Annotated in this window: 20 protein-coding genes; 18 read left to right on the forward strand and 2 right to left on the reverse strand. The window is 52.9% G+C overall.

The genetic code is table 11. From position 1 onward, the window contains the following. Positions 1 to 364 precede the first annotated feature (364 nt). From ACR02O_RS13250 to ACR02O_RS13300, 11 genes are all read left to right on the forward strand, one after another. Positions 365 to 1,021 (forward strand): thiopurine S-methyltransferase, encoded by a 657-nt coding sequence (locus tag ACR02O_RS13250; protein WP_033156460.1) that lies wholly within the window; start codon positions 365 to 367, stop codon positions 1,019 to 1,021. A 423-nt stretch (positions 1,022 to 1,444) separates the two neighbouring features. After that, on the forward strand, positions 1,445 to 2,002 hold the full coding sequence (gene cydP / locus ACR02O_RS13255; RefSeq protein WP_458137410.1) for a cytochrome oxidase putative small subunit CydP: 558 nt from the start codon (positions 1,445 to 1,447) through the stop codon (positions 2,000 to 2,002). Continuing rightward, positions 1,992 to 3,542 (forward strand): cytochrome ubiquinol oxidase subunit I, encoded by a 1,551-nt coding sequence (locus ACR02O_RS13260; RefSeq protein ID WP_458137411.1) that lies wholly within the window; start codon positions 1,992 to 1,994, stop codon positions 3,540 to 3,542. The genes cydP and ACR02O_RS13260 overlap by 11 nt, the downstream gene beginning before the upstream one ends. 24 nt (positions 3,543 to 3,566) lie before the next feature. Continuing rightward, positions 3,567 to 4,706: a cytochrome d ubiquinol oxidase subunit II gene (gene cydB / locus ACR02O_RS13265; protein ID WP_458137412.1), complete on the forward strand. Its 1,140-nt coding sequence runs from the start codon at positions 3,567 to 3,569 to the stop codon at positions 4,704 to 4,706. A gap of 11 nt (positions 4,707 to 4,717) precedes the next feature. Beyond that, a complete protein-coding gene (gene cydX, locus ACR02O_RS13270; protein ID WP_020481307.1) occupies positions 4,718 to 4,873 on the forward strand; it encodes a cytochrome bd-I oxidase subunit CydX in 156 nt (51 codons plus the stop codon). After that, positions 4,870 to 5,082 carry a YgaP family membrane protein gene (locus ACR02O_RS13275; RefSeq protein WP_033156334.1) on the forward strand — a complete coding sequence of 71 codons (213 nt, stop codon included), beginning with the start codon at positions 4,870 to 4,872 and terminating at the stop codon, positions 5,080 to 5,082. The genes cydX and ACR02O_RS13275 overlap by 4 nt, the downstream gene beginning before the upstream one ends. Positions 5,083 to 5,124: 42 nt before the next feature. Continuing rightward, positions 5,125 to 6,396, forward strand: coding sequence for an NAD(P)/FAD-dependent oxidoreductase (locus ACR02O_RS13280; protein ID WP_205450288.1), 1,272 nt, complete (start codon positions 5,125 to 5,127; stop codon positions 6,394 to 6,396). A gap of 122 nt (positions 6,397 to 6,518) precedes the next feature. Further along, entirely contained in the window at positions 6,519 to 7,856 is a 1,338-nt protein-coding gene (locus ACR02O_RS13285) for a TolC family protein (protein WP_205450287.1), read from the forward strand. A 10-nt stretch (positions 7,857 to 7,866) separates the two neighbouring features. Then, positions 7,867 to 8,964 carry an efflux RND transporter periplasmic adaptor subunit gene (locus tag ACR02O_RS13290; RefSeq protein WP_205450286.1) on the forward strand — a complete coding sequence of 366 codons (1,098 nt, stop codon included), beginning with the start codon at positions 7,867 to 7,869 and terminating at the stop codon, positions 8,962 to 8,964. Then, the gene (locus ACR02O_RS13295) at positions 8,961 to 12,236 is read left to right on the forward strand and encodes an efflux RND transporter permease subunit (RefSeq protein WP_205450285.1); all 3,276 of its coding nucleotides are present in this window, start codon (positions 8,961 to 8,963) and stop codon (positions 12,234 to 12,236) included. The genes ACR02O_RS13290 and ACR02O_RS13295 overlap by 4 nt, the downstream gene beginning before the upstream one ends. 99 nt (positions 12,237 to 12,335) lie before the next feature. Beyond that, positions 12,336 to 12,734, forward strand: a complete 399-nt coding sequence (locus ACR02O_RS13300; protein ID WP_240347967.1) for a cupin domain-containing protein — start codon at positions 12,336 to 12,338, stop codon at positions 12,732 to 12,734. 137 nt (positions 12,735 to 12,871) lie between these two features. On the opposite strand, the gene ACR02O_RS13305 is transcribed toward ACR02O_RS13300, so the two are convergent. Continuing rightward, entirely contained in the window at positions 12,872 to 13,075 is a 204-nt protein-coding gene (locus ACR02O_RS13305) for a hypothetical protein (protein ID WP_240347965.1), read from the reverse strand. Between ACR02O_RS13305 and ACR02O_RS13310 the strand changes: the two genes are divergently transcribed. Continuing rightward, on the forward strand, positions 13,074 to 13,301 hold the full coding sequence (locus ACR02O_RS13310; protein WP_205450284.1) for a DUF433 domain-containing protein: 228 nt from the start codon (positions 13,074 to 13,076) through the stop codon (positions 13,299 to 13,301). The genes ACR02O_RS13305 and ACR02O_RS13310 overlap by 2 nt on opposite strands. Continuing rightward, entirely contained in the window at positions 13,301 to 13,636 is a 336-nt protein-coding gene (locus ACR02O_RS13315) for a DUF5615 family PIN-like protein (protein WP_494521793.1), read from the forward strand. Before ACR02O_RS13310 ends, ACR02O_RS13315 begins: the two co-directional genes overlap by 1 nt. 159 nt (positions 13,637 to 13,795) lie before the next feature. On the opposite strand, the gene ACR02O_RS13320 is transcribed toward ACR02O_RS13315, so the two are convergent. Continuing rightward, a complete protein-coding gene (locus tag ACR02O_RS13320) occupies positions 13,796 to 13,966 on the reverse strand; it encodes a hypothetical protein (protein ID WP_494521794.1) in 171 nt (56 codons plus the stop codon). A gap of 241 nt (positions 13,967 to 14,207) precedes the next feature. Between ACR02O_RS13320 and ACR02O_RS13325 the strand changes: the two genes are divergently transcribed. The 5 genes from ACR02O_RS13325 (at position 14,208) to recD (ending at position 25,611) form a co-directional block, all read left to right on the forward strand. After that, entirely contained in the window at positions 14,208 to 14,927 is a 720-nt protein-coding gene (locus ACR02O_RS13325) for a response regulator transcription factor (RefSeq protein ID WP_494521795.1), read from the forward strand. A 71-nt stretch (positions 14,928 to 14,998) separates the two neighbouring features. Further along, complete coding sequence (locus ACR02O_RS13330; protein ID WP_494521796.1) at positions 14,999 to 16,375, forward strand: GGDEF domain-containing protein; 1,377 nt, start codon at positions 14,999 to 15,001, stop codon at positions 16,373 to 16,375. A 106-nt stretch (positions 16,376 to 16,481) separates the two neighbouring features. Beyond that, positions 16,482 to 19,973 carry an exodeoxyribonuclease V subunit gamma gene (recC, locus tag ACR02O_RS13335; RefSeq protein WP_494521797.1) on the forward strand — a complete coding sequence of 1,164 codons (3,492 nt, stop codon included), beginning with the start codon at positions 16,482 to 16,484 and terminating at the stop codon, positions 19,971 to 19,973. Then, entirely contained in the window at positions 19,970 to 23,641 is a 3,672-nt protein-coding gene (gene recB, locus ACR02O_RS13340) for an exodeoxyribonuclease V subunit beta (protein WP_494521798.1), read from the forward strand. Before recC ends, recB begins: the two co-directional genes overlap by 4 nt. Beyond that, positions 23,638 to 25,611, forward strand: a complete 1,974-nt coding sequence (gene recD / locus ACR02O_RS13345; protein WP_494521799.1) for an exodeoxyribonuclease V subunit alpha — start codon at positions 23,638 to 23,640, stop codon at positions 25,609 to 25,611. Before recB ends, recD begins: the two co-directional genes overlap by 4 nt. Positions 25,612 to 25,747: the final 136 nt, after the last annotated feature.

A 25,747-nucleotide genomic window follows, 5' to 3' on the forward strand; every position in this document is an offset into this window, starting at 1 on the left:
AGAAGCGTTCGCAACGGCTCCGGCTCGCTTGACCGCGCGACGCATCGAAATGTATCACGATTTGTTGGATCTACGTCCATGGGTTCTTACGTTAGCTTATATTTATTACGCCGGTCCTTTTTACCCGTTCGGGCTGAGCTCTTCGAAGCCCAGGCTGGCGGCAGGTCAATGAGGCATTTAACGGCGGAAATTCAAGAGGATGTTCAGTATCGATAAGCCGCGCCAGCGGACATGAAGAGCTGATTGCTGTCAGCTATCGCCGCTGTCGAAAAAATCGGCTTTTTCGCTACCAACAATGCCGAGCAGTAAACCGGCAAGTCAAATAGAATGGCTATTCGTGCAATATCAAATGAGAGGGCAGGCTATGGATCACGATTTTTGGCATCAGCGTTGGCAACAGAACCAAATCGGTTTTCACAAGCATGAGTTCAACCCCATTCTGCAAACGCATTGGCCGCGCTTGTCTATCCCGAAAAAAGCGCGAGTGTTTGTTCCGCTGTGCGGCAAGAGCAAGGACTTGCTCTGGCTATTGGCCATGGGCTATCAGGTGGTGGGGGTGGAATTAAGTCCGCTGGCTGTCGAGTCGTTTTTCGCCGATAACAATTTGCAACCAACGGTGCGGCGCCAAGGCGATTTTTGGGTCAGCGAGGTGGACGGTTTGCAGATTTTCTGCGGGGATTTTTTTGCATTGCAAGCTGCCGACGTCGGCGAGTTTGATGCGGTTTACGATAGGGCGGCGCTGGTGGCTTTGCCGCCGGATATGCGCATCGATTACGTGATGAAACTGTCCTCGCTGTTACCCGCCAATGTACAAATGTTGCTGATAGCATTCGATTATCCGCAACACGAAATGCCGGGGCCGCCGTTTAGCGTACAAGCCGACGAGGTTGAGCGTTTATACAGTCACTGGTGTGAAATCGAATTGCTGACTAGCGACGACGCCTTAGCGACCGAGCTGCATTTTAAAGAGCGCGGCTTAACTAAAATGGTGGAGCAAACCTATAAACTGTTGGTTCGGTGATAACAGAAGCACCGAATTGCCAGTCGCATAGCATTAACCCGGCGCTTAAATCGGTGTGTCTATAGGCGCATCCGCTTGGGTTTCGACGCGCGCAATCCGCACGAAACACCAGTGATAAACAGGGCCGGGTTGATCCTCTTTTGAATTTTCTGGAATCGTCGTTCCGGCGAGGAGCGGAGTCCCTTTAAGCCCTTGGGCTCCAATACTCAATGGAGCGGCAGCATTTAGGGCGTCGGTTTATCAAAGCGGGAGACTGTTGCAGAATCGGTGTGCCACGTTTCATTTTTGTTTCAGACTCCTGGATATTGTTTCAATGTTTCATATTGAAACGTATTTTGCACCTCTAAATAGCTGATTGGCCCTTACCTACCTTGATTAATCGGAGAAATCACGCTTGGCACGCAAATTGATATAGAAATATTATTGATTAATGATATTTGTGAAGTGCGTATGTTTTTCGGTCAACTCTCAGAAACTGATACCTCAAGATACAACCATCCGCCGCTAGGCGGTCGTCGCCAAGATACGATGGCGATCAAAAACAGCGTTTCTGCGCTTTTGGTTTCTAACTGCCTAAGACAGGTGCCGAATTCAAAACCGAACTACACTACAAATAAAGAGGGATTGCTGGCCACTGCTAGCCAATATTGCCGAGCTATTCGGCAAACGTTGTTTTCCCTGAGTAAGCCGCACAAGGCCGATTTACCCGCAAGCATTTCCATGGCTCTAAACAAAGAGGTGGCTATGACAGATACTGCCCATACTGAGTTACCAAAATCCGGCTTGCTACGCTGGGAAATAGCCGCAGCGCTGTTGATAAAAGTGATCCTGCTCATCGGCCTCTGGTTTCTGATTTTCCGCTGGCAAGAGCGCCCAGTCGCCAAACCGGACATCGCTGCGCACTTTGCTTTGCCGGCCACACCCGGCGCCACAAATCCCCTTTCTTCCTCATCCACCCAGGAGTCTCGCCATGTTCGGTGACGATATAGTCATGCTGTCGCGCATGCAGTTCGGGCTAACCGCGCTGTATCATTTCCTCTTTGTGCCCTTGACCCTGGGCATGACCTTTATCCTCGGAATCATGGAGTCGGTCTACGTGATGACCGGCAAAGAGGTGTACAAGGACATGGTCAAATTTTGGGGCAAGCTGTTTGGAATCAACTTTGCCATGGGTGTCACCACCGGATTGACGCTAGAGTTTCAGTTCGGCACCAACTGGGCTTACTACTCGCATTATGTCGGCGACATCTTCGGGCCCTTACTGGCTGCGGAAGGTTGGATGGCGTTCTTTCTGGAATCGACCTTTGTGGGTCTGTTTTTCTTCGGTTGGGACCGGTTGAGCCGGGTCCAGCATTTGGTGGTGACGTGGCTGCTGGCGGTGGGCACCAGTCTGTCGGCGTTATGGATATTAATCGCCAACGGCTGGATGCAGTATCCGGTTGGGGCGGCGTTTAACTACGAAACGCTGCGCATGGAGATGACTAGCTTTGCTGATGTGTTTTTCAACCCGGTCGCCCAGGTCAAATTCGTGCACACCGTGGCGGCGGGTTATGTCACGGGCTCGATGTTCGTGCTAGGAATCAGCTCCTGGTACTTGCTGAACAAGCGCGACATCGGCTTCGCCAGGCGCTCGTTTTCCATCGCCTCGGCGTTTGGTTTGGCCTCCGTCTTATCGGTGATTGTGCTGGGCGACGAAAGCGGTTACACCTCCGGCGAAACCCAAAAAATGAAGCTGGCTGCGATTGAAGCGGAATGGGATACCCACCCGGCCCCTGCTGGTTTCACCGTGTTTGGTTTGCCGGATCAGGACAATCAGAAAACCGATATGGCGCTGAAAGTGCCTTATGTGCTGGGTTTGATCGCCACGCGCTCCATCGACGAAGACGTTAAAGGTCTAAAAGATTTGCGTGAAGAGAGTGTGGTGCGCATCGAAAGCGGCATGGTGGCTTACGACAATTTGCAAAAACTGCGTGGCGGTGACCTAAGTGCCAAAGCAGCGTTCGACGCCCACAAAGCCGACCTGGGTTACGGTTTATTACTGAAAAAGTACACCGACAAAGTCACCGACGCCGACCCGGCGATGATCCAAAAAGCGGCCAACGACACCATTCCCAAAGTCGCGCCGCTATTCTGGACCTTCCGCATCATGGTGGCTTGCGGCTTTATCATGCTGTTTATCTTTGCGATGACGTTTTACTACTGCGCTACCCGCGTGGCCGATCAAAAACGCTGGCTGTTGCGGATGGCGGTGTGGTGCATCCCCTTACCCTGGATTGCCGCCGAGACCGGTTGGTTTGTTGCCGAAGTTGGTCGTCAACCCTGGACTATATCCGGCGTATTGCCCACCCACATGAGCGTTTCCAGCCTCAGCGCCGGGCAACTGTGGTTCAGTATTGGCGGGTTTGCCTTGTTCTACACGATATTGCTGATCATCGAAATGTATCTGATGTTGAAGTACGTGCGCCTCGGACCTAGCAGCTTGCATACCGGACGTTACTGTCTCGAACAGCAACCCGCCTAACCCCTTCGTCAACAGGAGTTCATTATGTTTGATTATGAAACCATCCGCCTGATTTGGTGGGTCTTTATCGGTATCGTCGGCATTGCCTTCGCATTGACGGAAGGCTTTGATTTCGGAGTTGGCACCTTGCTGCCGTTTATCGGTCAATCCGACGTGGAACGCCGGGTGATCATCAACACCGTCGGCGCCACCTGGGAAGGTAATCAAGTTTGGCTGGTGCTGCTGGGAGGGGCGATATTCGCGATTTGGCCGGCGGTGTATGCCACGCTGTTTTCCGGGCTGTATGCGGCGATGCTATTGGTGTTGTTTTCGCTGTTCTTTCGCCCAGCCGCGTTTGATTACCGCAGCAAGATCGAAGACCCGCGCTGGCGCAACAGTTGGGATTGGAGCCTGTTCATCGGCAGCAGCTTACCGCCGGTACTGCTCGGCGTATTGGTAGGCAATTTGCTTCTGGGCCTGCCGTTTCATTTCGACCAAGATCTGCGCGCGTTTTACGACGGGTCGTTCTGGGCATTGTTGAGTCCGTTTGCCTTGTTGTGTGGGTTCACCGGCCTTTTGCTAACTACTTTCCACGGCGCATTATTTCTGAAATGGCGTAGCGAAGGCGTGATTCATGACCGCGCTATCAATACCGTCAATGCCTTGGGGCCGATGCTGTTATTGGCATTGGCTACGATTACTGTGTGGGTATTCGTGGGTATTGATCGCCCGGAAATTACCCAAATGGCGGCTACCGACGCACCGTCCAACCCACTGCATAAAACCGTGATCGCTCAAGGCGCAAGCTGGTTGCAACATTTTATGAGCTATCCCTGGATGTGGCTGGCGCCGCTGACTGCGTTTGTCGGTATCGGGCTGGCTTGGTTGCTAGGCAAGGGCGAATCCAGGATGGGGGCATTCGTGCTCAGTAGCCTGGGTATTACCGGTGTGGCGTTGACGGTTGGTTTCGGTTTGTTTCCCTTCCTGCTGATCTCATCAACCGCGCCCGGTTCCAGCCTGACGTTGTGGGACGGTACCTCCAGTCATAACACTTTATTACTCGGGTTTTGGATCACCATCATTTTTCTGCCCATCGTCTTGCTCTACACCCGTTTTGTGTACCGGGTGATGTGGGGCAGCGTGACCGAAGCGGCTGTGCTTAAAGACAGTCACACACTTTATTAAGGAGACACATCATGTGGTATTTCGCTTGGATACTCGGCGTCGGTTTCGCGGCGTCCTTCGCCATCATCAACGCCATGTGGCTGGAATCGGTGTGCGACATCGACCATCACGGCATCGATCAATCGTGCGAGAGCTTGGCGCAACGTAGCAAAGAGAGGTTGTCATGACCACCGAACGTATCGTCCGTATTGTCGCCGGCTTGTTTGTGTTGCTTTCCTTGAGTCTGGGGGTGGAAGGCAGCCCGCTATTTCAGTCCAGCAATTGGCTTTGGTTTACCGCATTTGTCGGGGCCAATTTGTTTCAAAGCGGTTTTACCCGATTCTGCCCGCTGGAAATGATTCTTAAAAAATTGGGCATTAAAGAAAGCTGCCAATAACAGCGGCAAAAAAATAATTATCTATCAATTTGGAGTAGTCTCATGGCAAAAATCGTAATCGTAGGCGCGGGCATCGGCGGTATCCCGATGGCATTGGAAATGAAAGAAAACGCTCGGAAAGAAGACGAGGTAGTGGTGATCGCCGATACCCCGACTTTTCATTTCGTGCCTTCAAATCCTTGGGTGGCGGTCAACTGGCGCAAGCCGGAAGATATCAAGGTCGAATTGGCACCGATGTTCAAGAAAAAGAAGATCGGCTTCATTCAACAAAAAGTCACCCGTTTTCACCCGGAAAACAATCACGTGGAATTGGCCGATGGCTCGCAAGTCGATTACGATTTTTTAGTAATCGCCACCGGTCCGAAACTGGCCTTTGACGAGGTGCCGGGTTTGGGGCCCAACGGCCATACCCAATCGGTGTGCCACGTCGATCATGCCGGCGAGTCCGGTGAATTTTGGGACAAGTTTGTCGAAGATCCGGGTCCGATTATCGTCGGTGCCGCCCAGGGGGCGTCTTGCTTTGGCCCTGCCTATGAATACATGTTCATCGCCGAAACCGATCTGCGGCAACGTAAAATCCGCGATAAGGTGAAAATGACCTATGTCACCTCGGAACCCTATATCGGCCATTTGGGCTTAGGCGGCGTAGGCGATACCAAAGGGATGCTCGAAGCCGAGATGCGGAACAAACATATCAATTGGATTTGCAATGCCAAAATCGACAAGATCGAAGCCGGCATGATGTATGTCACGGAAGTGGATGAAAACGGTCAGGAGAAAAAGAAACACGAGTTACCGTTCAAACACAGTATGATTCTGCCGGCTTTTAAAGGTGTCGATGCCTTGACCGGTATTGACAAGCTTGTGAATCCGCGCGGTTTTGTCATTGTTGACGAGAATCAACGTAATCCCACGTATAAAAATATCTACTCAATTGGGGTTTGCATCGCCATTCCACCGCTCGAGCAAACCCCGGTGCCGACCGGCACGCCTAAGACTGGTTACATGATCGAGTCGATGGTTACTGCTACGGCTCATAACATACGGGCAGAACTTGATGGCAAGCAGCCTAAAGAAAAAGGCACCTGGAATGCACTATGTCTGGCGGACTTTGGCGATTCGGGCGTCGCTTTCCTGGCCATGCCGCAAATTCCGCCACGTAACGTGCAGTGGGCGTCCAGCGGTAAATGGGTGCATTTGGCTAAAATTGGTTATGAAAAATACTTCATGCGTAAAGTTCGCAAGGGTATTAGCGAGCCTTACTATGAAAAACTGACCTTAAAAATGTTTGGCATTATGCGGTTGAAAGGCTGACACTGGTTTGCGCCGCGCTGATAGGGGATGACAAACGCAACAGTGCCGTTGGCCAACCAATGGCGCTATGCGTCTAGACTTCTCTATCAATCCATTTGCCCTAATTGCATGCAGATTACTCAATGATACATCGAACTTTATGGCGGTTAGTTTTCGTGCTGATGCTGGTTTTGGAGACGGCCTTAGCCGATACCGAACCCAGTCAATATAGCCTGGAACAAGCCATTGACACCGCGCTGGCGAACAATCCCGAGCTGGGCATCATGCAAGCGCGTATTCAACAGGCCAATGCGCAGTTGGGCGAATCCTTGGCCAGTTTTTACCCGCAAATCAAAGCCAGTTTGTCCTATCAGCACAGCGATAATCCGGCCCAGGCCTTTGCGATGATCATTGCCCAGCGTCGGCTCAGCTTTGCCGGCAACGACTTCAATCATCCCGGCGGTGTTGATAACTATCGGCCGCAAGTGACAGCGACGTATTCGTTGTTTCGCGGTGGACAGGACTACTACCGCAAACAGGCGGCGGAACTGGGTATCGAAACCTCGGAACTGGAAAAGGCCGCGACCCGCAATCAGTTGGTGAATAACGTCACCGCAGCCTATTACGGCGAGTTGGCGGCAATGGAAGCCCACGAGATTAGTCGGCGCTCGATTACGGCTGTGCAAAGCGAGTTGGATCAGTCACGGATTCGCTTTGATGCCGGCACGGTATTAAAGTCCGATGTATTGTCCTTGGAAGTACAATTGGCCGAAGCCAAGGATGCGGAAATACAAGCTGCAAACGCCATCGAGCTGGCGCAGAGTATGTTGAAAACCTTGCTGGGCTTACCCGTTAACGCACCTTTTACCATCGATACAACTCGGCAAGCCGCATTACCGGCCAGTCCGGCGGTTTTTGACGAATTACTGAATCAAGCACTCAGCAACCATCCTGAACTACAAGCCGCGCAGAAGCGTGTGGCGATGGCCGAACGTCAGCTTGATGTCGCGCAAGCCGCGCACCTACCGCGCGCTGACGCCTTTGTCAGTTATGGTTCCGACAGCAAAGATCTGGCGTTCAGCAGCAACCGCGATAACGTCACTGCCGGGGTAATGGTGGAAGTGGATGTGTTTTCCGGTTTTGCGACGCAAGAAAAAATCAAGAAAGCCGAGCACGAACTGACGGCCGCCCAAGAGGCAGCCAGACAGACCCGTTTGCGCATCGAGCAACAGCTGAAATCCGCCCAAATCAAACTACAAGATGCGCTGAGTCGCGCCGAAGTCAGCGCCGTTGCGGTCAAAGCGGCGGAAGAAGCCCTGCGTTTAGTGAATGAGCAACGCCAAGCCGGTGTCGTGACCGTGACCCGTTATATCGAAGCTGAAGTGGCGCGCGATAAGGCGCATACCCGACAAATCACTGCACGTTTCGATGCCTTGCGGGCCGAAGCGGAACTGAAACAAGCCACCGGTTACTGGCAATAAAGGAGTCACGATGACCGAACATTTTTCTGAATCAAATGCGCCGAGATGGCTGGTCCCTGCGGCAGCGATCACGGCGCTGTTGCTGGTGATTTTATTTGCCCTGGGCATCTTGGGTGGCCAGGATAAGACCGAACCCGGCAACACGGATCTGCCTGAGAGCAGCATACCCGCCGGCGCACACACCTTAAAAGTAGGCACGCAGACTGCGGAGAACAATTTGTCTTGGCAAGGCGTGGTCAAATCCCGCCTGGCGGCGAAAATTGCCCCGAAATTGAATGCGCGCATTCTGGAAATAACCGTGAATCCGGGCGACAAAGTCAAAAAAGGCCAAGTCATCGCCCGTCTCGATGATCGCGATCTGCGGGCGGCTTACAATGCCGCCAGCGCGGGGCAGGCGGCGGCTCAGGCCCAGGCGGCCCAGGCCAATGCCGAAGAAAAACGCATTATCGATCTATACAACAAGCAAGCGGCCACCCGCCAAAACTACGAAGCAGTGCTGGCGCAAGCGCAAAGTGCCAGAGCCATGGCCAATCAAGCGGCCAGTTCCGCGCAACAAAGCAAAGTGATGCTGGGCGAGAACGTACTCTATGCGCCGTTCGACGCGGTAGTCGGTGAGCGTTTACAAGAGCCGGGCGACATGGGCTTGCCCAATCAAGCCATCGTCACTTTGCACAAACCCGATGACTTGCGCCTGGAAGCAGCCATTTCCAGCCACTGTGCCGCAGTCATTAAGTTAGGCATGGAAGTGAAAGTGCGCTTCGATACGCCGCAACAAACGCTGGCGGCGACGGTAGACGAAATAGCGCCGGAAATCGATCCGCAAACCCGCACCCTGGCAGTAAAAGTTAAATTACCTAACATGCCTGGTTTGCAACACGGCCAATTCGGTTGGCTGGAGCTGGCTTGTGCCAGTGCACAACAAGCCGTGATGATCCCGTCTGCAGCCATTTTGCATTACGGCCAACTGCAAGCGGTTAAAGTACTGGATGGGCAAAGGCTATTGACGCGACATATTCGCACCGGCAAACAGTATGGCGACCAAGTCGAAATACTTTCCGGATTGCGCGCCGGCGAAACCATCTTGAGTAACGCTGGGTTGGAGCAATGAGCGAGTTGAACAAAACCATGGAAGCGAAAAAAGACAGCCTGACGGTTGCCATCGTCCGCTTATTCACCACCTCGCATTTATCGCTGCTGTTTTTATTGATTTCCCTGTTGGCGGGAGCGGCGGCGCTGACTTTGACGCCACGCGAGGAAGATCCGCAAATCATCGTGCCGGTGATGGATGTGTTCGTGCATTACCCCGGCGCCAGCAGCGAAGAAGTGGAAAAGCGCGTGACCACCCCGCTGGAAGTATTACTCAAGCAAATTCAGGGTGTGGAATATGTCTATTCCGCCTCCCGCCCCGGCGAAGCGCTGGTGACGGTGCGCTATCGGGTGGGCGAGAGTATCGAAGACAGCTTGATCAAAACCCGCGATAAGCTGCAAGCCAATCTGGACATCATCCCGCCCGGCGTCAGCGATTGGGTCGTCAAGCCGGTGGAAATCGATGACGTGCCGATCTTGCTATTGAGCCTGTCCATGCCTAAGGCCAACGAAGACATTATGGCGGTACGCCGCATCGCCGAAGAGCTGATCGAGCGCTTACGCGCCATCGACGATGTCGGCAAAAGTTGGGTCATCGGCGCCGCGCCTCGGCAGATTTCGGTGTACCCTGATCCCGCCAAGTTGCAAGCCAGCGGCCTAAGCTTGCCGGAAATTCAACAGGCTCTGGCGCAAAGCAATGTCAATCTGCCGGCTGGGCATTTGAATCAGCACAATAACGAAATCCTGCTGGAAGCCGGCCCGCACTATGAAACCCCGGAGCAGGTCGGGGCGACGGTCTTGAAAAACGTCGCCGGCCGTCTGGTGTATTTGCACGATGTGGCGCAGATCGTCGATGGCCCGCAAGACACTGACTATTACACTCGCATCGGCTTCGGTCCTGGTGTGGAGCAAATGCAAACGGTAGGGCACAAAGGTGGTTCTCTACCGATGGTCGGCGAAGAGCGGCAAATGGCTACTATCGCTATTGCCAAACGCCGCGGCAGCAATGCGGTCGGCGTGGCAGAGCAGGTGTTGGAATTGACCGAACAATTGCACGGCACGCTGATTCCGGATGAAGTGCTGGTCACAGTCACCCGTAACTACGGCGAAACTGCCGATCACAAAGTCAATGAATTGGTGATGCATCTGAGCATCGCAATTCTGACCATTATTGTTCTGCTGGCGCTGGCGCTGGGTTTTAAAGAATCGCTGATCGTGTCGTTGGCGGTGCCGATGACCTTTGCGATTACCTTACTGTGCGATTTGATTTTCGGTTACACCATCAACCGCGTGACGCTGTTCGCGTTGATTCTGTCTTTGGGTTTGCTGGTCGATGACCCGATTGTCGATGTCGAGAACATCCATCGCCACTACAAAATGCGCAAAGAGCCACCGTTACAAGCCTTGCTGACTGCGGTGAACGAAATTCGTCCGCCGACCATCTTGGCAACCTTCGCGGTGATCATGTCCTTCGTGCCGATGTTTTTTATTACCGGCATGATGGGACCGTATATGGCACCCATGGCCTTTAACGTGCCGATAGCGATGTTGATGTCCTTGCTGATCGCCTTCACGGTGACGCCTTGGGCTAGTTATAAATTGTTAAAGGGCGATTACGGTAAAGATCATGGACCGGAATTTCGGTTACAGGAATCCCGAGGTTTCAAGCTGTATCAGGCCATTATGGCGCCGCTACTAAGTCACAAATCCAAAGCCTTGTGGTTTTTGCTGGCGGTATTTGTGGCGTTCGTGTTGTCGACCTTGATGGCGGTGACCAGAGTCGTGCCGTTGAAATTACTGCCGTTTGATAATAAAAACGAGCTGCAATTGGTGATTGATATGCCGCGCGGTTCTTCTTTGGAAGCCACCAATGAAGTCGCCACGGCCCTGGGTCAATATCTGGCCACGGTAAACGAAGTCAGTAGCTATCAAACCTATGTCGGTTTGGCATCACCCATGGATTTTAATGGCTTGGTGCGGCATTACTATTTGCGCCAGGGTGCTTATGTCGGCGACATACGTATCATTCTGGTGGATAAATCCCGCCGCGGGCAACAATCGCATGCCATTGCTTTGCGGATGCGTCCGGATATAGAACGCATCGGTCAAAAATATGGCGCTAACTTAAAAATTGTAGAAATGCCGCCAGGGCCGCCGGTGCTGTCCAGTGTGGTCGCAGAAATTTACGGGCCGCCGGAAGCCGGTTATCAGGACTTGGTGAAGGTGTCGAAACAAGTCCGTGAGCATTTGCAAACGACCGAGGGCGTGGTGGATGTGGACGATTACGTGCAAGCCCCGCAAGACCAATGGCAGTTTGTGCTGGATCATGACAAAGCGGCCCTATTGGGTATCAGCAATCAGCAAGTCGCCAGCAGTTTGCAACTGGCGGTAGAAGGTGGCCTAGCCGGTACCTTGCATATTGCCAGCGAACGCCAGCCCTTGCTGATCACACTGCAATACCCCAGAGCGGCGCGTTCCTCAGAGGCTGATTTGTTAAACCTGTCGGTGAAATCGGCGAAAGGCGATTTGATCCGCTTAAGCGAGATCGGGCGGTTCAGCCACGAAATAGCCGATCAAACCATCTATCACAAAAACTTACGCCAGGTGTCGTATGTGCTAGCTGAAATGGCCGGACGCAGCCCGGTGGAAGCGGTATGGGATCTGCAGGATGCCTTGGAACAGCAACCGCTACCAGCCGGATACAGCGCGGAAATGGCCGGGGAGGGCGAATGGAAAATCACCGTCGATGTGTTCCGCGACTTGGGCCTGGCCTTTGCCGCGGCGATGGTGATGATATATATCCTGCTGGTCGGGCAGACCGGCTCTTTGGGTGTGCCGCTGATCATGATGATCGCCATTCCCCTGACGGTAATCGGCATCATGCCGGGCTTTTGGTTCATCAACCTGTTTGCGTCCGATGTGGGTCAATATGCCGATCCCGTGTATTTCACCGCCACGGCCATGATCGGCATGATCGCCTTGGCCGGGATCGTGGTGCGCAACTCCATAATCCTGATCGATTTTATCGAGAACATTTATCGCGGAAATCCGGACATCAGTCTGGCCGATGCCATCATCGAAGCCGGCGCCACCCGTTTGAATCCGATCTTTTTGACGGCGGCTTCGGCAGTGTTGGGCTCGGTGATGATCGTCCTCGATCCCATCTTTTCGGGCCTGGCCTGGAGCTTTATCTTTGGCATTATTGCGTCCACCTTGTTTTCGTTGGTGGTGATTCCCCTGGTGTATTTCTTAATCAACCGCGAAATGCCCAAGCAAGTGCCAGCCGAAGACTAGCTTATTAGCGCCCGCCATGCCAATTCAGTGGGCGCGGTAACTAGCGTTTTTTGTATACTCGTTACTTATCACCCATCCCTTAGCGCTGAGGCCACCCTTATGAAACAATCAAACCGCGTTTGCTACTTACTTTCTGTGTTGGGATTATTGACGTGTGTGTCGCCGATGGTGCAAGCCGACGAGACCGCCAGCAAATTCTCGCGGGAATTGTTAATGACCAAGCCGGTGACTTTACCCAGTAAAGAAGTGGAGAGCCATGTACTGCGGGTGCGCTTCCCCAAGGGGTATCAAACCCCATTGCATACCCACGAAGGGCCCGGCCCAAGATATGTGGTGATGGGAAAACTGAAGGTTGTGGATGACGGCCAGACCAAAGTCTACAGCCAAGGCGAAGTGTTCTGGGAAACCGGCGCGGAAATGACCGTGGAAAACGTTGGTAAGGGCGAGGCGGAAATTATTATATTCGAGCTTGCGGCGGCTAAGTTGGCTAAGCATTGAGGCCTTAAGGAACCTCTGAAAAAAAACATTTTGAGAGGCAGTCACTGTCAAAGTGAGTCAAAAATTTCAATATTCGACCGGTTTATTATCAAAAAAGTGGTTTTTCCTCGCAAACCCGCCCGTTTTCGGGCTTATTTTCAAATTTCGGACGCAATCAGGCTCCGGCGTTCATAAGCGTCACCGCGCAGCACGTTGGCTATCGCCGTCAGGAAGGCCAAACGCGCCGCGTTTTTGGCCAAACCGCGATAACGTTCGCGAGCGTCTAACACCGACGTGATCACGGATGACGTGTGAATCGCCTGGTGGTACTCTAAGTTAACTGTTATTTGGATGTAAGCCATGACCATAGACTATCGAAATATCATCACACTTGAACCAGGCAAACGTGGCGGGAAGCCCTGTATCCGGGGGCTGCGGATTACCGTTTACGATGTCTTGTCTTGGTTAGCCGATGGCATGTCCGAGGATGAAATATTGGAGGATTATCCGGAACTGGAAACCAGCGACATTCGTGCCTGCTTGGCTTTTGCCGCAGATCGTGAGCGTAATGTATCCGCCATTGTTTGATGAAACTGCTATTAGACGAAAATTTATCCCGTCGGGCGGTGGCGTTTTTGCTGGACGCCTTTCCAGAAACGATACAAATAGCGTTATTGGGTATGGAAAACGCCGATGATTTAACCGTTTGGCGTTACGCAAAGTCCAACGGCTTTGTCATTGTCACCAAAGACGCGGACTTTTTTGAGCTTTCGAATTTACTTGGCCAACCACCAAAAATTATTTGGCTAAAAACCGGCAATCAATCCAAAGCGGCAACCATTAACTGCTTATTAGCCAATCAGAACGCTATACAAGCGGCATTGGTTGACGAAGACAAAGCCTGTATCGAAATTTATCGATAACAGCGAAATTCATATATCGCAAAGGGCGGTAGGCTGGGCAGAGCAACACGAAGCCCTGGAAATGTTTTGAAACGCTAGAGCTGATTCGTTGCAACGGTTCATTGGGTGAGAAAACTCATCAGCGAAATATTCAAAATCAATTTCCCTGCACCCCAAAATTCAACAAACCCTCGGCAAAATATCGTCCAGATTCAACACGTCCGTATCCGTTAATTCAATCAAATTGAAATTGTACTTCTGATAAATGGCGAGTTTTTCCTGTTTTCGGGCTTGGTATTTGGCGTCGTTTTCGTAGCCTGGAAACACATGGGGATTGACTTTGCAGGCCAAAGATCGCCGGGTTGCCCACTAAATTACCGTTTGAGTTAATGCGTACCGGCCTGGGCTTCGACGAGCCAGAACCGAATGCCAATGATAAGTGGGGAGCCCGGTTCAGTAAAAGCATTAATTAGCCTGAACAGCAGGGAAGCGGATGACGTATCTAAGACCTTAGCCCAATAGACAAAACTTAGGACTTACGTACACTTGACAAGCTTTGGAACGCGAAACTTTGTATCAACTTTTATAGACTATGGCGCTGCAGATTTTGGAAAGCGATAGATTAATCTTGGTTGCTGACCGGGAGGTCTCGTCCTTTAAAGGGATCAATCGGGTCAGAGAGAGTCTGCAAACTCATGTGGATTATGTTGCCAGCCGGGACGAATTGTCGCGATGGATCGTCGCCAACAAAGCGAATTTAACCAGCAAAAATATCGCCTTTGTAATGGTATTTGACCCGGACGTGGTCGAAATATCGCCGTCCGGTTCCGAGTTTGGTTTGTTACTGGAATACCCGCGGATTTGCATTACCCGCTCAAGCGATCTCTCAACCACCTTACGTTCGATAAAAACCGGTTTGTTTGATTTTATTGAAAAGCCTTTCAGTCTGGAGCAGATCCGCAAATGCCTTGAACTGGCGTTTTTTGAATATGAGTTCGCGACCACTATCAACAATCAATTCCGAAATCTGACCAAACGCGAAATTGAAACCTGCGAGTTGGTGGTACTGGGCCACACCAACAAGGAAATATCCGAAAAACTGGATATTTCCGTAAAAACCGTCAAAGTGCATCGTGCTAACTTAATGCGTAAAACCAACGCCAAAACGGTTACCGATCTTCTGAGGTTGCACGATACCTTCAAGTCAAATACGCGCCAAGGACCGAATGATTTGGTCACTATCCCGCCGTTTAAAATATTGAACACCCAACAAAGCAACAAGCGTGAGAAACGCCAAAAATCCCCGGCTTAGCCCCCCTTGCTACCCAACAAACCCTTTTCGGCCCGCAATAACCGCAAGGCATAGCCAAATTTGAGACGCTCGTGACTGAATTTACAATTTTTCCAACGGTTGGGTCGATTGCGCAAAAACAACTTTTGCGCGCGACGTTAAATATGACTATTCGTTCGGTCTCGCAGTTGATAGACCAGCATAACGTCAGCAGCGTGGTGCTGGAGATCGGCGACGAATATTTTGTATTTTCCGTTGAAGACTTGCTGCGGCATCTGCACGCGGGCGGCAGCAGTGATGCCACCTTGGCTGAATTGACATTACGCAAGATGACCTGCGTTTTCGAAAATGAACGTATTCTGACCGCATTCGAAATCCTTGAAAACAATGGCGACCGCTATCTAGGTGTCGTGGATTCCGCGGAGAGCCTGGTCGGGATATTGACCGATACCGACATTTTATCGGCGGTCGATCCTACCGTTCTGGTGCAGAAGAAAACCATCGGCGAGTTGGTGACCAGAATAGAGCCTGTCACCTTTACTGCGGACTGGATTTTGGACGATGTGCTGAACCATCTGCAAAAAATGGAGGATTCCATCATTGTGGTCGAAGCCAAAATACCGATAGGCATCATTACCACCAAGGATATTTTTAAACTAATTTCCGCCGCGGATACCACCGACAGACCGCTCCGGGAGTATATGACGAGTCCGGTCATTACCACCCAGGTCAGTTCAACCATTCAAGACGCGCTCGCGCAGTTAAAAACCTGTCACATCAAACGCTCCATCGTGGTGAATCTGGAAAACCAGTTGGTAGGTGTCGTTACGCAGAGTGAACTGGTGGGATTTGCCTATGGCACCTGGATTGATTTAATCAAACATCATGCCGGTGAACTCAAAGAGCTGGTGGCTATTCTGGACGCCAAGGCCAAGGGCTTTGAAAAATCCTCGTTGACCGACCCCCTCACCGGACTTGGCAATAGACGGATGCTGGATAAAAGGCTGGCCGATGAAATCGGCCGCATGCGGCGTTATGATGCCCCGGCGTTTTCGTTGTTGCTATTGGACATCGATTTCTTCAAACACATTAACGATACACACGGCCACTTGATTGGCGACGAAATCTTGAAAGCCATCAGTTTGAAACTGATGAGTGTGGTCAGATGCAGCGACGATGCCATTCGTTGGGGCGGGGAAGAATTTGCGATTTTGCTGCCGCATACACTTCTTCAGGATGCCGTCGAGTTTGCAAATCGCTTGCGTACCACGATAGAAGACCATTCCTTCGTCGAGCAGATACAAGTCACTATCAGCATAGGCGTCGGACAGTTTTCCATTACCGAGCACGAAAGCCAATTCCTTGATCGCGTCGACAAGGCGCTATACCTTGCCAAGCATCAAGGCCGCAATCGGGTGGTTGCCGATACCTCGTCTGGTCCGATCCAACATCTTGTCATGCCGATATGAAACGCATAGATAGCTAAGACTGTATTGCGGCTAATTCGCAAGGTCTCGATGGTCCGGTCAAAAGCGGCGATAATAGACGCACGCCCCCTAAACTATTTAAGCCTACATGCCCGCAGCAGGTCACGCTCACACCCTAGATAACGGCATTGCCGTGATCCACTCCAATCAACTGGAAGAACTCCGCGATGTGGTTGAGTACTGGCTAAGACAACATCCCTTGCTGCCCCTGGAAAACGAGATTTTTCTGGTGCAGAGTAACGGCATGGGGCATTGGTTGAAGCAAAGTCTGGCGCAAAACTCCGCGCTGGGCATTGCCGCCGCGATGAAGATGCAATTGCCGTCTTTGTTTATCTGGAGTGTTTACCGGGCAGTATTGGGCACGCAGATTCCCACCGAGCAACCCTTAGCCAAAGACCCGCTGATCTGGCGCTTATATCGACTGTTGCCGGGCTTGTTGCAACAACCCAGCTTCGAAACCCTCGCCAGTTTTTTGACTGACGACAGCCATTGCCGCAAACGACACCAACTTGCCGAACAACTGGCGGACCTGTTCGATCAATATCAAGTGTATCGCTCCGATTGGGTGTCGGATTGGGCGGCGGGGCAGGATGTGTTGCGCAACGGCCATGGTGAAAGCAAACCGCTACCCAGTGCGCAACTTTGGCAAGCCGCTTTGTGGCGGGCCGTGCTTGAAGATTTGGGTGAAGAGTCCTCGCCGTTCGCCAGTAGGGCAGCGGTGCATGCCCAGTTCATGGCTAAAATCGACACATTGACTGTCCGGCCTGCCGGCCTGCCGCGCCGCGTCGTGTTATTCGGTCTGTCTTCCCTACCGCAGCAATCGCTGGAAGTGCTGGCTAAATTGGGCCGGTTTTGTCAGATCGTGTTGTTTGTGCATAACCCGTGTCAGCACTATTGGGCCGACATCATCGAAGACAAGGAACTGCTAAAAGCCGAGCGCCGCCGTCAGACGTATAAATCGGGGATGAGCGCGGCATTAAGCGATGCGGAACTGCATCTACAGGCGCCGCCCTTATTGGCGGCCTGGGGCAAACAGGGTCGGGATTATATTCGTTTGTTGGATCATTTCGATGAAACCCAAGCCTATGCCAACTGGCATTGGCCCGACAGCAAAATCGATATGTTCAAGGATTACGGCGAAGCGGGGCAACGGAGTTTGCTGCAACATCTGCAACAGTCGATACTGGATATGGAGCCCTTGCCCGAGCAACCTGTTTTGCTGGCCAACGCCGACGAGTCGATCCAGTTTCACATCGCCCACAGTCCGCAGCGTGAAGTCGAAATTCTGCACGATCAATTGTTGGCGCGCTTCGATAGTGCGCAACAAAATGGCAAGCCTCTGTATCCGCGCAATATTATTGTCATGGTGCCGGACATCAATACTTACGCGCCGCATATCCATGCGGTGTTTGGGCAAATTCAAAGCGACGATCCACGTTATATTCCCTACAGCTTGGCCGACCAGCAACAGCGCGGACAAAATCCGCTATTGCTTGCCGTGGAAGCCTTGCTGAACTTACCCGAATCGCGGTTTGCGGTTAGCGAATTTCTGGGATTGCTGGAAGTGCCGGCCTTGCGGGCGCGGTTTGAGATTGACGAAACCGCTATACCTAAACTGCATCAATGGATCGAAGAATCCGGCATCCGCTGGGGCTTGAATGCCCGCCAGCGCGCGGAACGGGTGAATATGCCCGCAAACTTGCAGGCCAATACCTGGCAGTTCGGGCTGCGGCGCATGTTGTTGGGTTATGCGGTTGGCGCCGGTGCCGCATTCGATGAGATTCAACCTTACGAAGAAATTGGCGGCCTGGATGCGCAATGGCTTGGCGGTCTGGCGTTTCTGTTGGAAACCCTGGAAAAATACGCAGAGCTATTACGGCTGGAATATCCGCCGGCCCAATGGCAGCAGCTATTGTCCGAATTGCTGAACGATTTTTTTCAAGTAAGCGACGAGCGCGAGCGAAAAACGCTGGAAACTCTAACAAGTGCCTTAACGAGCTGGTCCAGACACTGCGCACAAGCCGGTTTAAGCGAGACCGATTTCCTGCCCATCCCTGTGGTACGCGAAGCTTGGCTGGCTGGCGTTGACGAACCGTCCTTGCATCAACGCTTTCTCAGCGGCCGGGTGAATTTCTGTACCTTGATGCCGATGCGGGCTATTCCGTTTCGGTTGATTTGCTTGTTGGGCATGAACGACGGCGACTATCCGCGCAATCAACAGGCCCGCAGTTTCGATTTGATGAGCCAGCGCGGTCAATACCGCCCAGGTGACCGCTCGCGCCGGCAAGACGATCAATATCTGTTTCTGGAAGCGTTGCTGTCGGCGCGCGAACAGCTGTATATCAGCTGGGTAGGCCGCAGTATCCGCGATAACAGCGAGCGGCCGCCTTCGGTTTTAATCAGTCAATTGCGCGATGTACTGGCGCAGGGCTGGGCGCTTGCCGATAAGCCCGCGTTGTTGGAGAGAATTACCGTCGCGCATCCCTTGCAACCTTTTAGCGAAGCCTATGTGCAAAAGCACCGCGATCCCTGTCTTTTTACCTATGCCAGGGAATGGTTTGTACCAGCCGCCGCTCAGCCGCTTAACGGGCAAATCGTCCCCAGCTCGGATGATAAAACCTACGCCTTGAGCCTGGAATCACTTGCGCGGTTTTTACGCGCGCCGGTGAAAAGTTTTTGTAACCAAACCCTGAAATTTGGCTTTGATAGCCTGGCCGTTACCAGCGAAGACTGCGAGCCGTTTGGAGTCGATAATCTGCAAGCCTATTTATTCAGCGATGAATTACTGCAAGGTTTAACCGCAGAGCATCCGGACGACTTGGAACAATACCTAAGCAGGCAGCAGGCCGTGATGACGCAGAAAGGCCAATTGCCTTTGGGCGGTTTTGCCCAGGCGAGTTTCCAGGCCTTAGCCGAGCCGGTCACAGCGGCTTGGGAGCGTTATCGCGAGTTGGCTTTTGTATGGTCAGAGGTTTTAGAGCCGCATGTGTTGCAGTTAGCCCCTTTTGTATTGGCCGGCGGCGTGACGGTGCAACTGACCGGCGATCTTAGTCAACTGCGCCGGCACAACCAGCAAGTTGGTCTGCTGCATTTGACGGCGCAAAATCTGTTGAATAAAGACAAATCCATCAAGTATCCGAATTTATTGTTGCAGTGGCTACAGCATTTGGCGGCTTGCGCCGATAGCTTGCCGGTAACCACCTTGGTTATCGGTGCCGACACGGCGATTGAAATGCCCATTGTCGAGCAAGACGACGCTTACCAACAGTTGCAAGATCTGGTTGCTGCTTATCACGAGGGCGTGCAAGCCCCATTGCCCGTGGCTTGCCGCACCGCATTTAGTTGGCTTGCCGCCCCGCCGGAAACTGCGCGGGAAAAAGCCCAAGCCAGATATGACGGCGATGACTGGAATGCCGGCGAAGTGCAATACGACGCCTATCTGGCGCGCTTCTTTCCCAATTTTGCCAGTTTGACGGCGTTTGACGCAGAAAAGGATTTTGCATATTGGGCGGATAATTTGTATCGGCCGATGTTGGCGCATATCCGCGAATTACCAGCGGCAGGGGAGGCGTCGGTATGACCACTGCTATCCCGCTCAACCCCCTTGAATTTCCGTTGTCGGGTACGCGGCTGATCGAAGCCAGTGCCGGCACCGGTAAGACCTATACCATCGCGGCCTTATATGTGCGCTTGATTTTGGGACACCATCCCGATAGCGTCGAACCCAGCCGGTATCTATTGCCGCCGGATATTTTGGTGGTGACCTTCACCGAGGCCGCCACCAAGGAACTGCGGGAACGCATACGCGAGCGCTTGCGCCAGACCGCGCGCTTCTTCCGCCAGCAATTGCCGACGAAGGATGCCTTCTTGCAAGACATCCGTGGCGCTTATCCTGAAGTAGACTGGCCGGCCTGTGCCCGCCGGTTGGAATTGGCGGCCAACTGGATGGACGAGGCGGCGGTTTATACCATCCACAGTTGGTGCAACCGCATGTTGCAGCAACATGCTTTCGATAGCGGCAGTTTGTTTCGGCAGGAGGTCAATACCGACGATACCGAATTGTTGAATGAAGTGGTGCGGGATTATTGGCGCAGCTTCTATTACGACATGTCCAACGATGCCGATTTTGCTAGCCTGTATGCGCTGTTCAAACATCCGGACGAGTTATTGCTGGCGGTGCGTTCGCTGCTGGGTAACGCCGAGCCGATACCTTTTAGCTTGGCCGACGGTCAGCCCATCAAAGCCTTGATTGCCGCAGTGGTGTCCATTCGGAAGACTGAGCTACAGGCTTTAAAAGCGCCTTGGCGAAGTTGGCTGCCGGAAGTGCGCGAACTATTGGAAGCGGCTATAGAAACCAAAGTGCTGCCCGCGAAAAATTACAACGCCGCTAACCGCCGCAACTGGCTGGACAAAATCGAGGCATGGAGCCTGGACCCCTTGCAGGATACGCTGGACATTGGTAAAGGCTTTGAGAATCTGTCGCCGGCCGGCATGGCACAATTAGCCAATCCAGGGCAGACGCCGCCGGACCATCCCGGTTTTGCCGCGATAGGCAGATTACCGGCGCAACTGGCGGCGCTGCCTAGTTTAAAAGTCGAGCTGATCAAGCACGCCGTGCATTGGATCAGGCAGCGTTACGATTTTGAAAAGCAACGCATCGCCAGGATGACCTTCGACGACATGCTGATTCGTTTGGATAACGCGCTGCAAGGCCGCAATGGCGACAGGCTAGCGCAGGTGATTCGCGAGCAGTATCCGATTGCGTTGATCGACGAGTTTCAGGATACCGACCCGCTGCAATACCGGATTTTTTCCAGGCTCTACTCCACACTAGCCGGCGGAGATTTTGCTTGTTTAATGATCGGCGACCCGAAACAAGCTATCTACTCGTTCCGCGGCGCGGATATTTACACTTATCTTAAGGCTCACCGCGATACTCAAGGCCGGCATTACACCCTGGGCACCAATTACCGTTCCACCCAGGTGTTAGTCGATGCGGTCAATCAGGTGTTTTTGCAAGCCGATCAGCAAGAGCGGGGCGCATTCCGCTTTAAAACCGAACAGGACAATCCTTTACCTTTTTTGCCGGTCAAGGCCCAAGGTCGCGATGAGGTTTGGGTTATCGATAAGCAACCCGCCCCGGCCTTAACGCTTTGGCATTGGGAAACCGAGGGCGCGGTCGGCATGCCGGCTTATCGGGAAAGGCTGGCGGACGTAACGGCAAGCCAGATTGTTAAATTACTGAAGTCAGCTGATGCGGGGCAAACTGGGTTTAGTTCGGCATCCGGCATGCCGGTCTTGCAGCCTGGCGACATAGCTATCCTGGTCCGCAGCGGCACCGAAGCGGCGGCGATACGCAACGCCTTGGCGCGCCGCCGCTTGCGTAGTGTCTACCTGTCCGAACGCGATTCCATTTTTGCCAGCGGCGAAGCAGTCGACATGTTGCTTTGGTTAAATGCCCTGGCCGAGCCGCGTAATGAGCGCAAGGTGCGAGCGGCCTTAAGTTCGGCGACCTTCGCTTGGTCTTACCAAGCGCTGCACGCACTGGCCTTGGACGAACCCGGCTGGGAATTGCATCTGGAACGCTTTCTGACGTATCAACAACGCTGGCAACGCGACGGCATTTTGCCCGCGCTGCGGCAATTGATTAACGATTACGGCTTACACGCCCGCCTGGCTGACGACAGCGAAGGCGAACGCTCCATCACCAATCTGCTGCATCTCGCCGAATTGTTACAACGGGCCAGCACTCAGTTGGAAGGCGAGCAAGCCTTGATCAGGTATCTGGCCGAAGCTATCGAGGCCGGTGGCAGCCAAGCCGGCGATGACGGCATCATCAGGCTGGAGAGCGATGCCAATCTGATTAAAGTGGTCACCATTCATAAATCCAAAGGCCTGGAATACCCGTTGGTGTTTTTGCCGTTTATTTGCAGTTTTCGGGAAGTCGGCGGCCGTTTCAATGCTTACTACCGTTATCACGACGACAACCAGGATTTGCAAATCGACTTGCATAAACAAGAACGCATTAAAGCCATCAGCGACGAAGAACGGTTACAGGAAGATTTGCGCCTATTGTATGTAGCGATGACCCGAGCCCGGCATGCTTGTTGGTTGGGTATTGCGCCGGTCAAATCCGGCAGTACTAAGGATTGCCAGTTGGAGAAATCGGCGATGGGCGCCTTGCTTAACTGGCAGGCCAAAATGCCCATCAGCGCCTTAGCGGAGCAATTGATTGAACTGAAAGGCAGCTGTGACGCGATTTCGATAACGCCCTTACCGGACATTGACGACGCGCGCTATAGCCCGGTTTTGGTTGAAGAGGGCGGCTTTGATGCGCGCGTGCCGCTTAGCAAAATTTCCAGTAATTGGTGGATAGCCAGTTATAGCGCCTTGCACATCGCGGATCGCCTGACGCCTGCGGATGATTCGTCTCAGCCGTTGCCGGAGTTTGAAACGGCTCATGACGATAAGCAAAACGACGAAGCCGAAATTGCTGCTGCGCTCAGTAAGCCATTGTCCGGTGTCCACGCTTTGCCCAGAGGCGCCGGTCCCGGCGTGTTGATTCATGATCTGCTGGAGGAGTGCGCGCAACGCGGTTTTGCCAGCGTCTCGGCAAATCCAGCCTTAAGACAAGAATTGATTCAAAAGCGATTTATCGGCGGCGAATGGGAGAACAAACATGCCGTTATCGCTTCGGCCTTGTCGCACTGGTTGAATATGCCCTTGCTGGAGGACGCCAATGTTAGTTTGGCTGCGTTAGAAGCTAATGCCTATCAAGCCGAGCTGGAATTTCTGCTGGGCGCCGATACCGTGGACACTGAGGAACTGGATCGCTTGGTCAGCCGCCACACCTTCGGCGGACAAGCCCGTCCGGGCTTACTGCCCGGCCAAGTAAACGGGCTGTTAAAAGGTTTTATCGACTTGGTGTTCGTGCACGATCAGCGGTACTACGTGGTCGATTATAAATTCAACAGTTTGGGTGCCGACGATGCGGCTTACACGCAGGAGGCCTTGGTGGCAGCGATGTTGGCTAAACGTTACGATCTGCAATACTGCCTGTATTTACTGGCCTTGCATCGCTTGCTGAAAGTCAGGCTGGGTAATGCTTACGACTACGAGACGCACATCGGAGGCGGGCTGTATTTATTCTTAAGAGGCGCGAAAGGGCCAAGGGCAGGGCAGGTATTCGAAAAACCACCCAGGCTATTGATTGAGCGCTTGGATGCGTTGTTTGGAGCCTCGTCATGATCCGGCAAGCGGCGGTAATAGACAGTATGCAGCACTGGGTAGCGAAAGGCTGGTTGAGTCATTTGAATCGGGCCTTCGTGGGGTTTTTGTTGGATCTCGATCCAGCGGCGTCTGACCAAGTGCTATGGGCAGGAGCCTTGGTCAGCCATCAGCTGGATAGAGGCGAAGTGTATTTGGACTTGGCAAAACTCTGTGAGCAGCCAGGGATGACGCTGGCTATCCCGGCCGATGACGCTTGGGTAGTCGAGCAGGACGCGGCGGTGGTCGAGTTGGCGCGCTTAAAAGTGTATAGCCTTGAAGGCTGGCAAGCGGCGCTATCGCAATCAAGACTGGTGTCATCAGGAGCGGGCGATACGCCGTTGGTTTTGGCGGGTAACCGGCTGTATTTGCGGCGTTACTGGCACTACGAACAAATCACGCAAGCCTGTATTATGCAACGCTTGCAACCGGCGCGGGATAGCTTGCCGGCGTCCTTGGCGGAACGCTTGCAAACGCTGTTTCCCGCCAGCTCGGAAAGCCCGGATTGGCAAAAAATCGCTTGCGTCCTGGCCTTGCGCGCGCGCTTTGCCATCATCACCGGCGGGCCGGGTACCGGTAAAACCACTACCTTGACCAAACTGTTGGCCTTGTTGATTGAACTGGCGCAACAGGAAAGCGATAAACCCAAAAATCTGAATATCTTGCTGGCGGCACCGACCGGCAAAGCGGCGGCCAGGGTCAGCGAATCGATTGCCAAGGCACTCGATAACTTGGCTATCGACGACAGCATTAAACAAACTATTCCCCGAAAGGCCAGCACCTTGCACCGCTTGCTGGGCAGCCGGCATAATTCGCGGCGCTTTCTGCATGATCGTCACAATCCTATCGTCGCCGACATCGTGATCGTCGATGAGGCGTCGATGATAGATCTGGAAATGATGGCGTCGCTATTGGAGGCTTTACCGGCAAACGCCCAGCTGATCTTGCTAGGCGACAAGGATCAATTAGCTTCCGTCGAGGCCGGTTCGGTGATGGGGGATTTATGTCGCGGCGCCGAACACGCCGCTTATGATGCGGAAACGCAGGCTTGGATTGCTGATTATGCCGGCGAACAACTCAAACCTGCCGTAGCGCCCGGTTCTGCGATCAATCAACAAACCGTCATGTTGCGGCACAGTCATCGTTTCGATGCACATAGCGGCATCGGCCAACTGGCTAAAGCCGTGAATCAGGGCGATGCCTTGCAGGCTCAGGCCATCTTAGCTGACACGGCACAGTACCCCGATTTGCTACCCGAACCGCGCGCAGAATATATCGCCTTACGGCAACAGCCCAGCCCGGACGCCGCCAATAGTTTGTTAAGAAAACTGGTGTTTAATAGCGGGGACGCAGCTCGCCGAGGTTATGGCTATTATTTGGCGCAAATCAATAATGGCCGGCCGGACAGTGCGGAGCGGTACGACGAATGGGCCATGCAAGTGTTGACCGCCTTCGATGCGTTTCAGGTATTGTCGGCGTTGCGGAAAGGGCCGTGGGGCGTGGAAGGCCTTAATCAGCGCATTGAAGAATGGTTGTTTGCCAAAGCCAAGCAGGCGCTGTGGTACGAAGGCCGACCGGTGATGATCACCCGCAACGACTACAACCTGGGCTTAATGAACGGCGATATTGGCATTGCGTTGCGAGACAGTAGCGGTAAGCTTAAAGTGGCATTTCCCAGTGCCGACAATAGTGCCGAGCCATCGGCCAATCTGAAAATACGCTGGATCTCGCCAATGCGCCTGCCAGACGTGGAAACCGCTTTCGCTATCACCGTGCATAAATCACAAGGATCGGAGTTTAATCACGTGGCCTTGGTATTGCCGGAAAATATCAGCCCGGTGCTCACCCGCGAATTAATTTACACCGGCATCACCCGCGCCAAACAACACTTTAGTTTGCTGGAAAGCAGCGATGGGGTGTTTGCTAAAGCTATATTAACCTGCCGACAATAGTGGTAAAGCAAAAATCCATTGTGTTGGGGTTTATTCGTAACACTTTGGGTCATGGATTCACATAGGCTTACGCCACTGCCGAATGATGGTTTTTGGAAATGGGAAATTGTTGAAACCGCCCCATTGCCGCGATTCA

It is taken from the genome of Methylomonas sp. PHL2-19, from assembly GCF_059331595.1.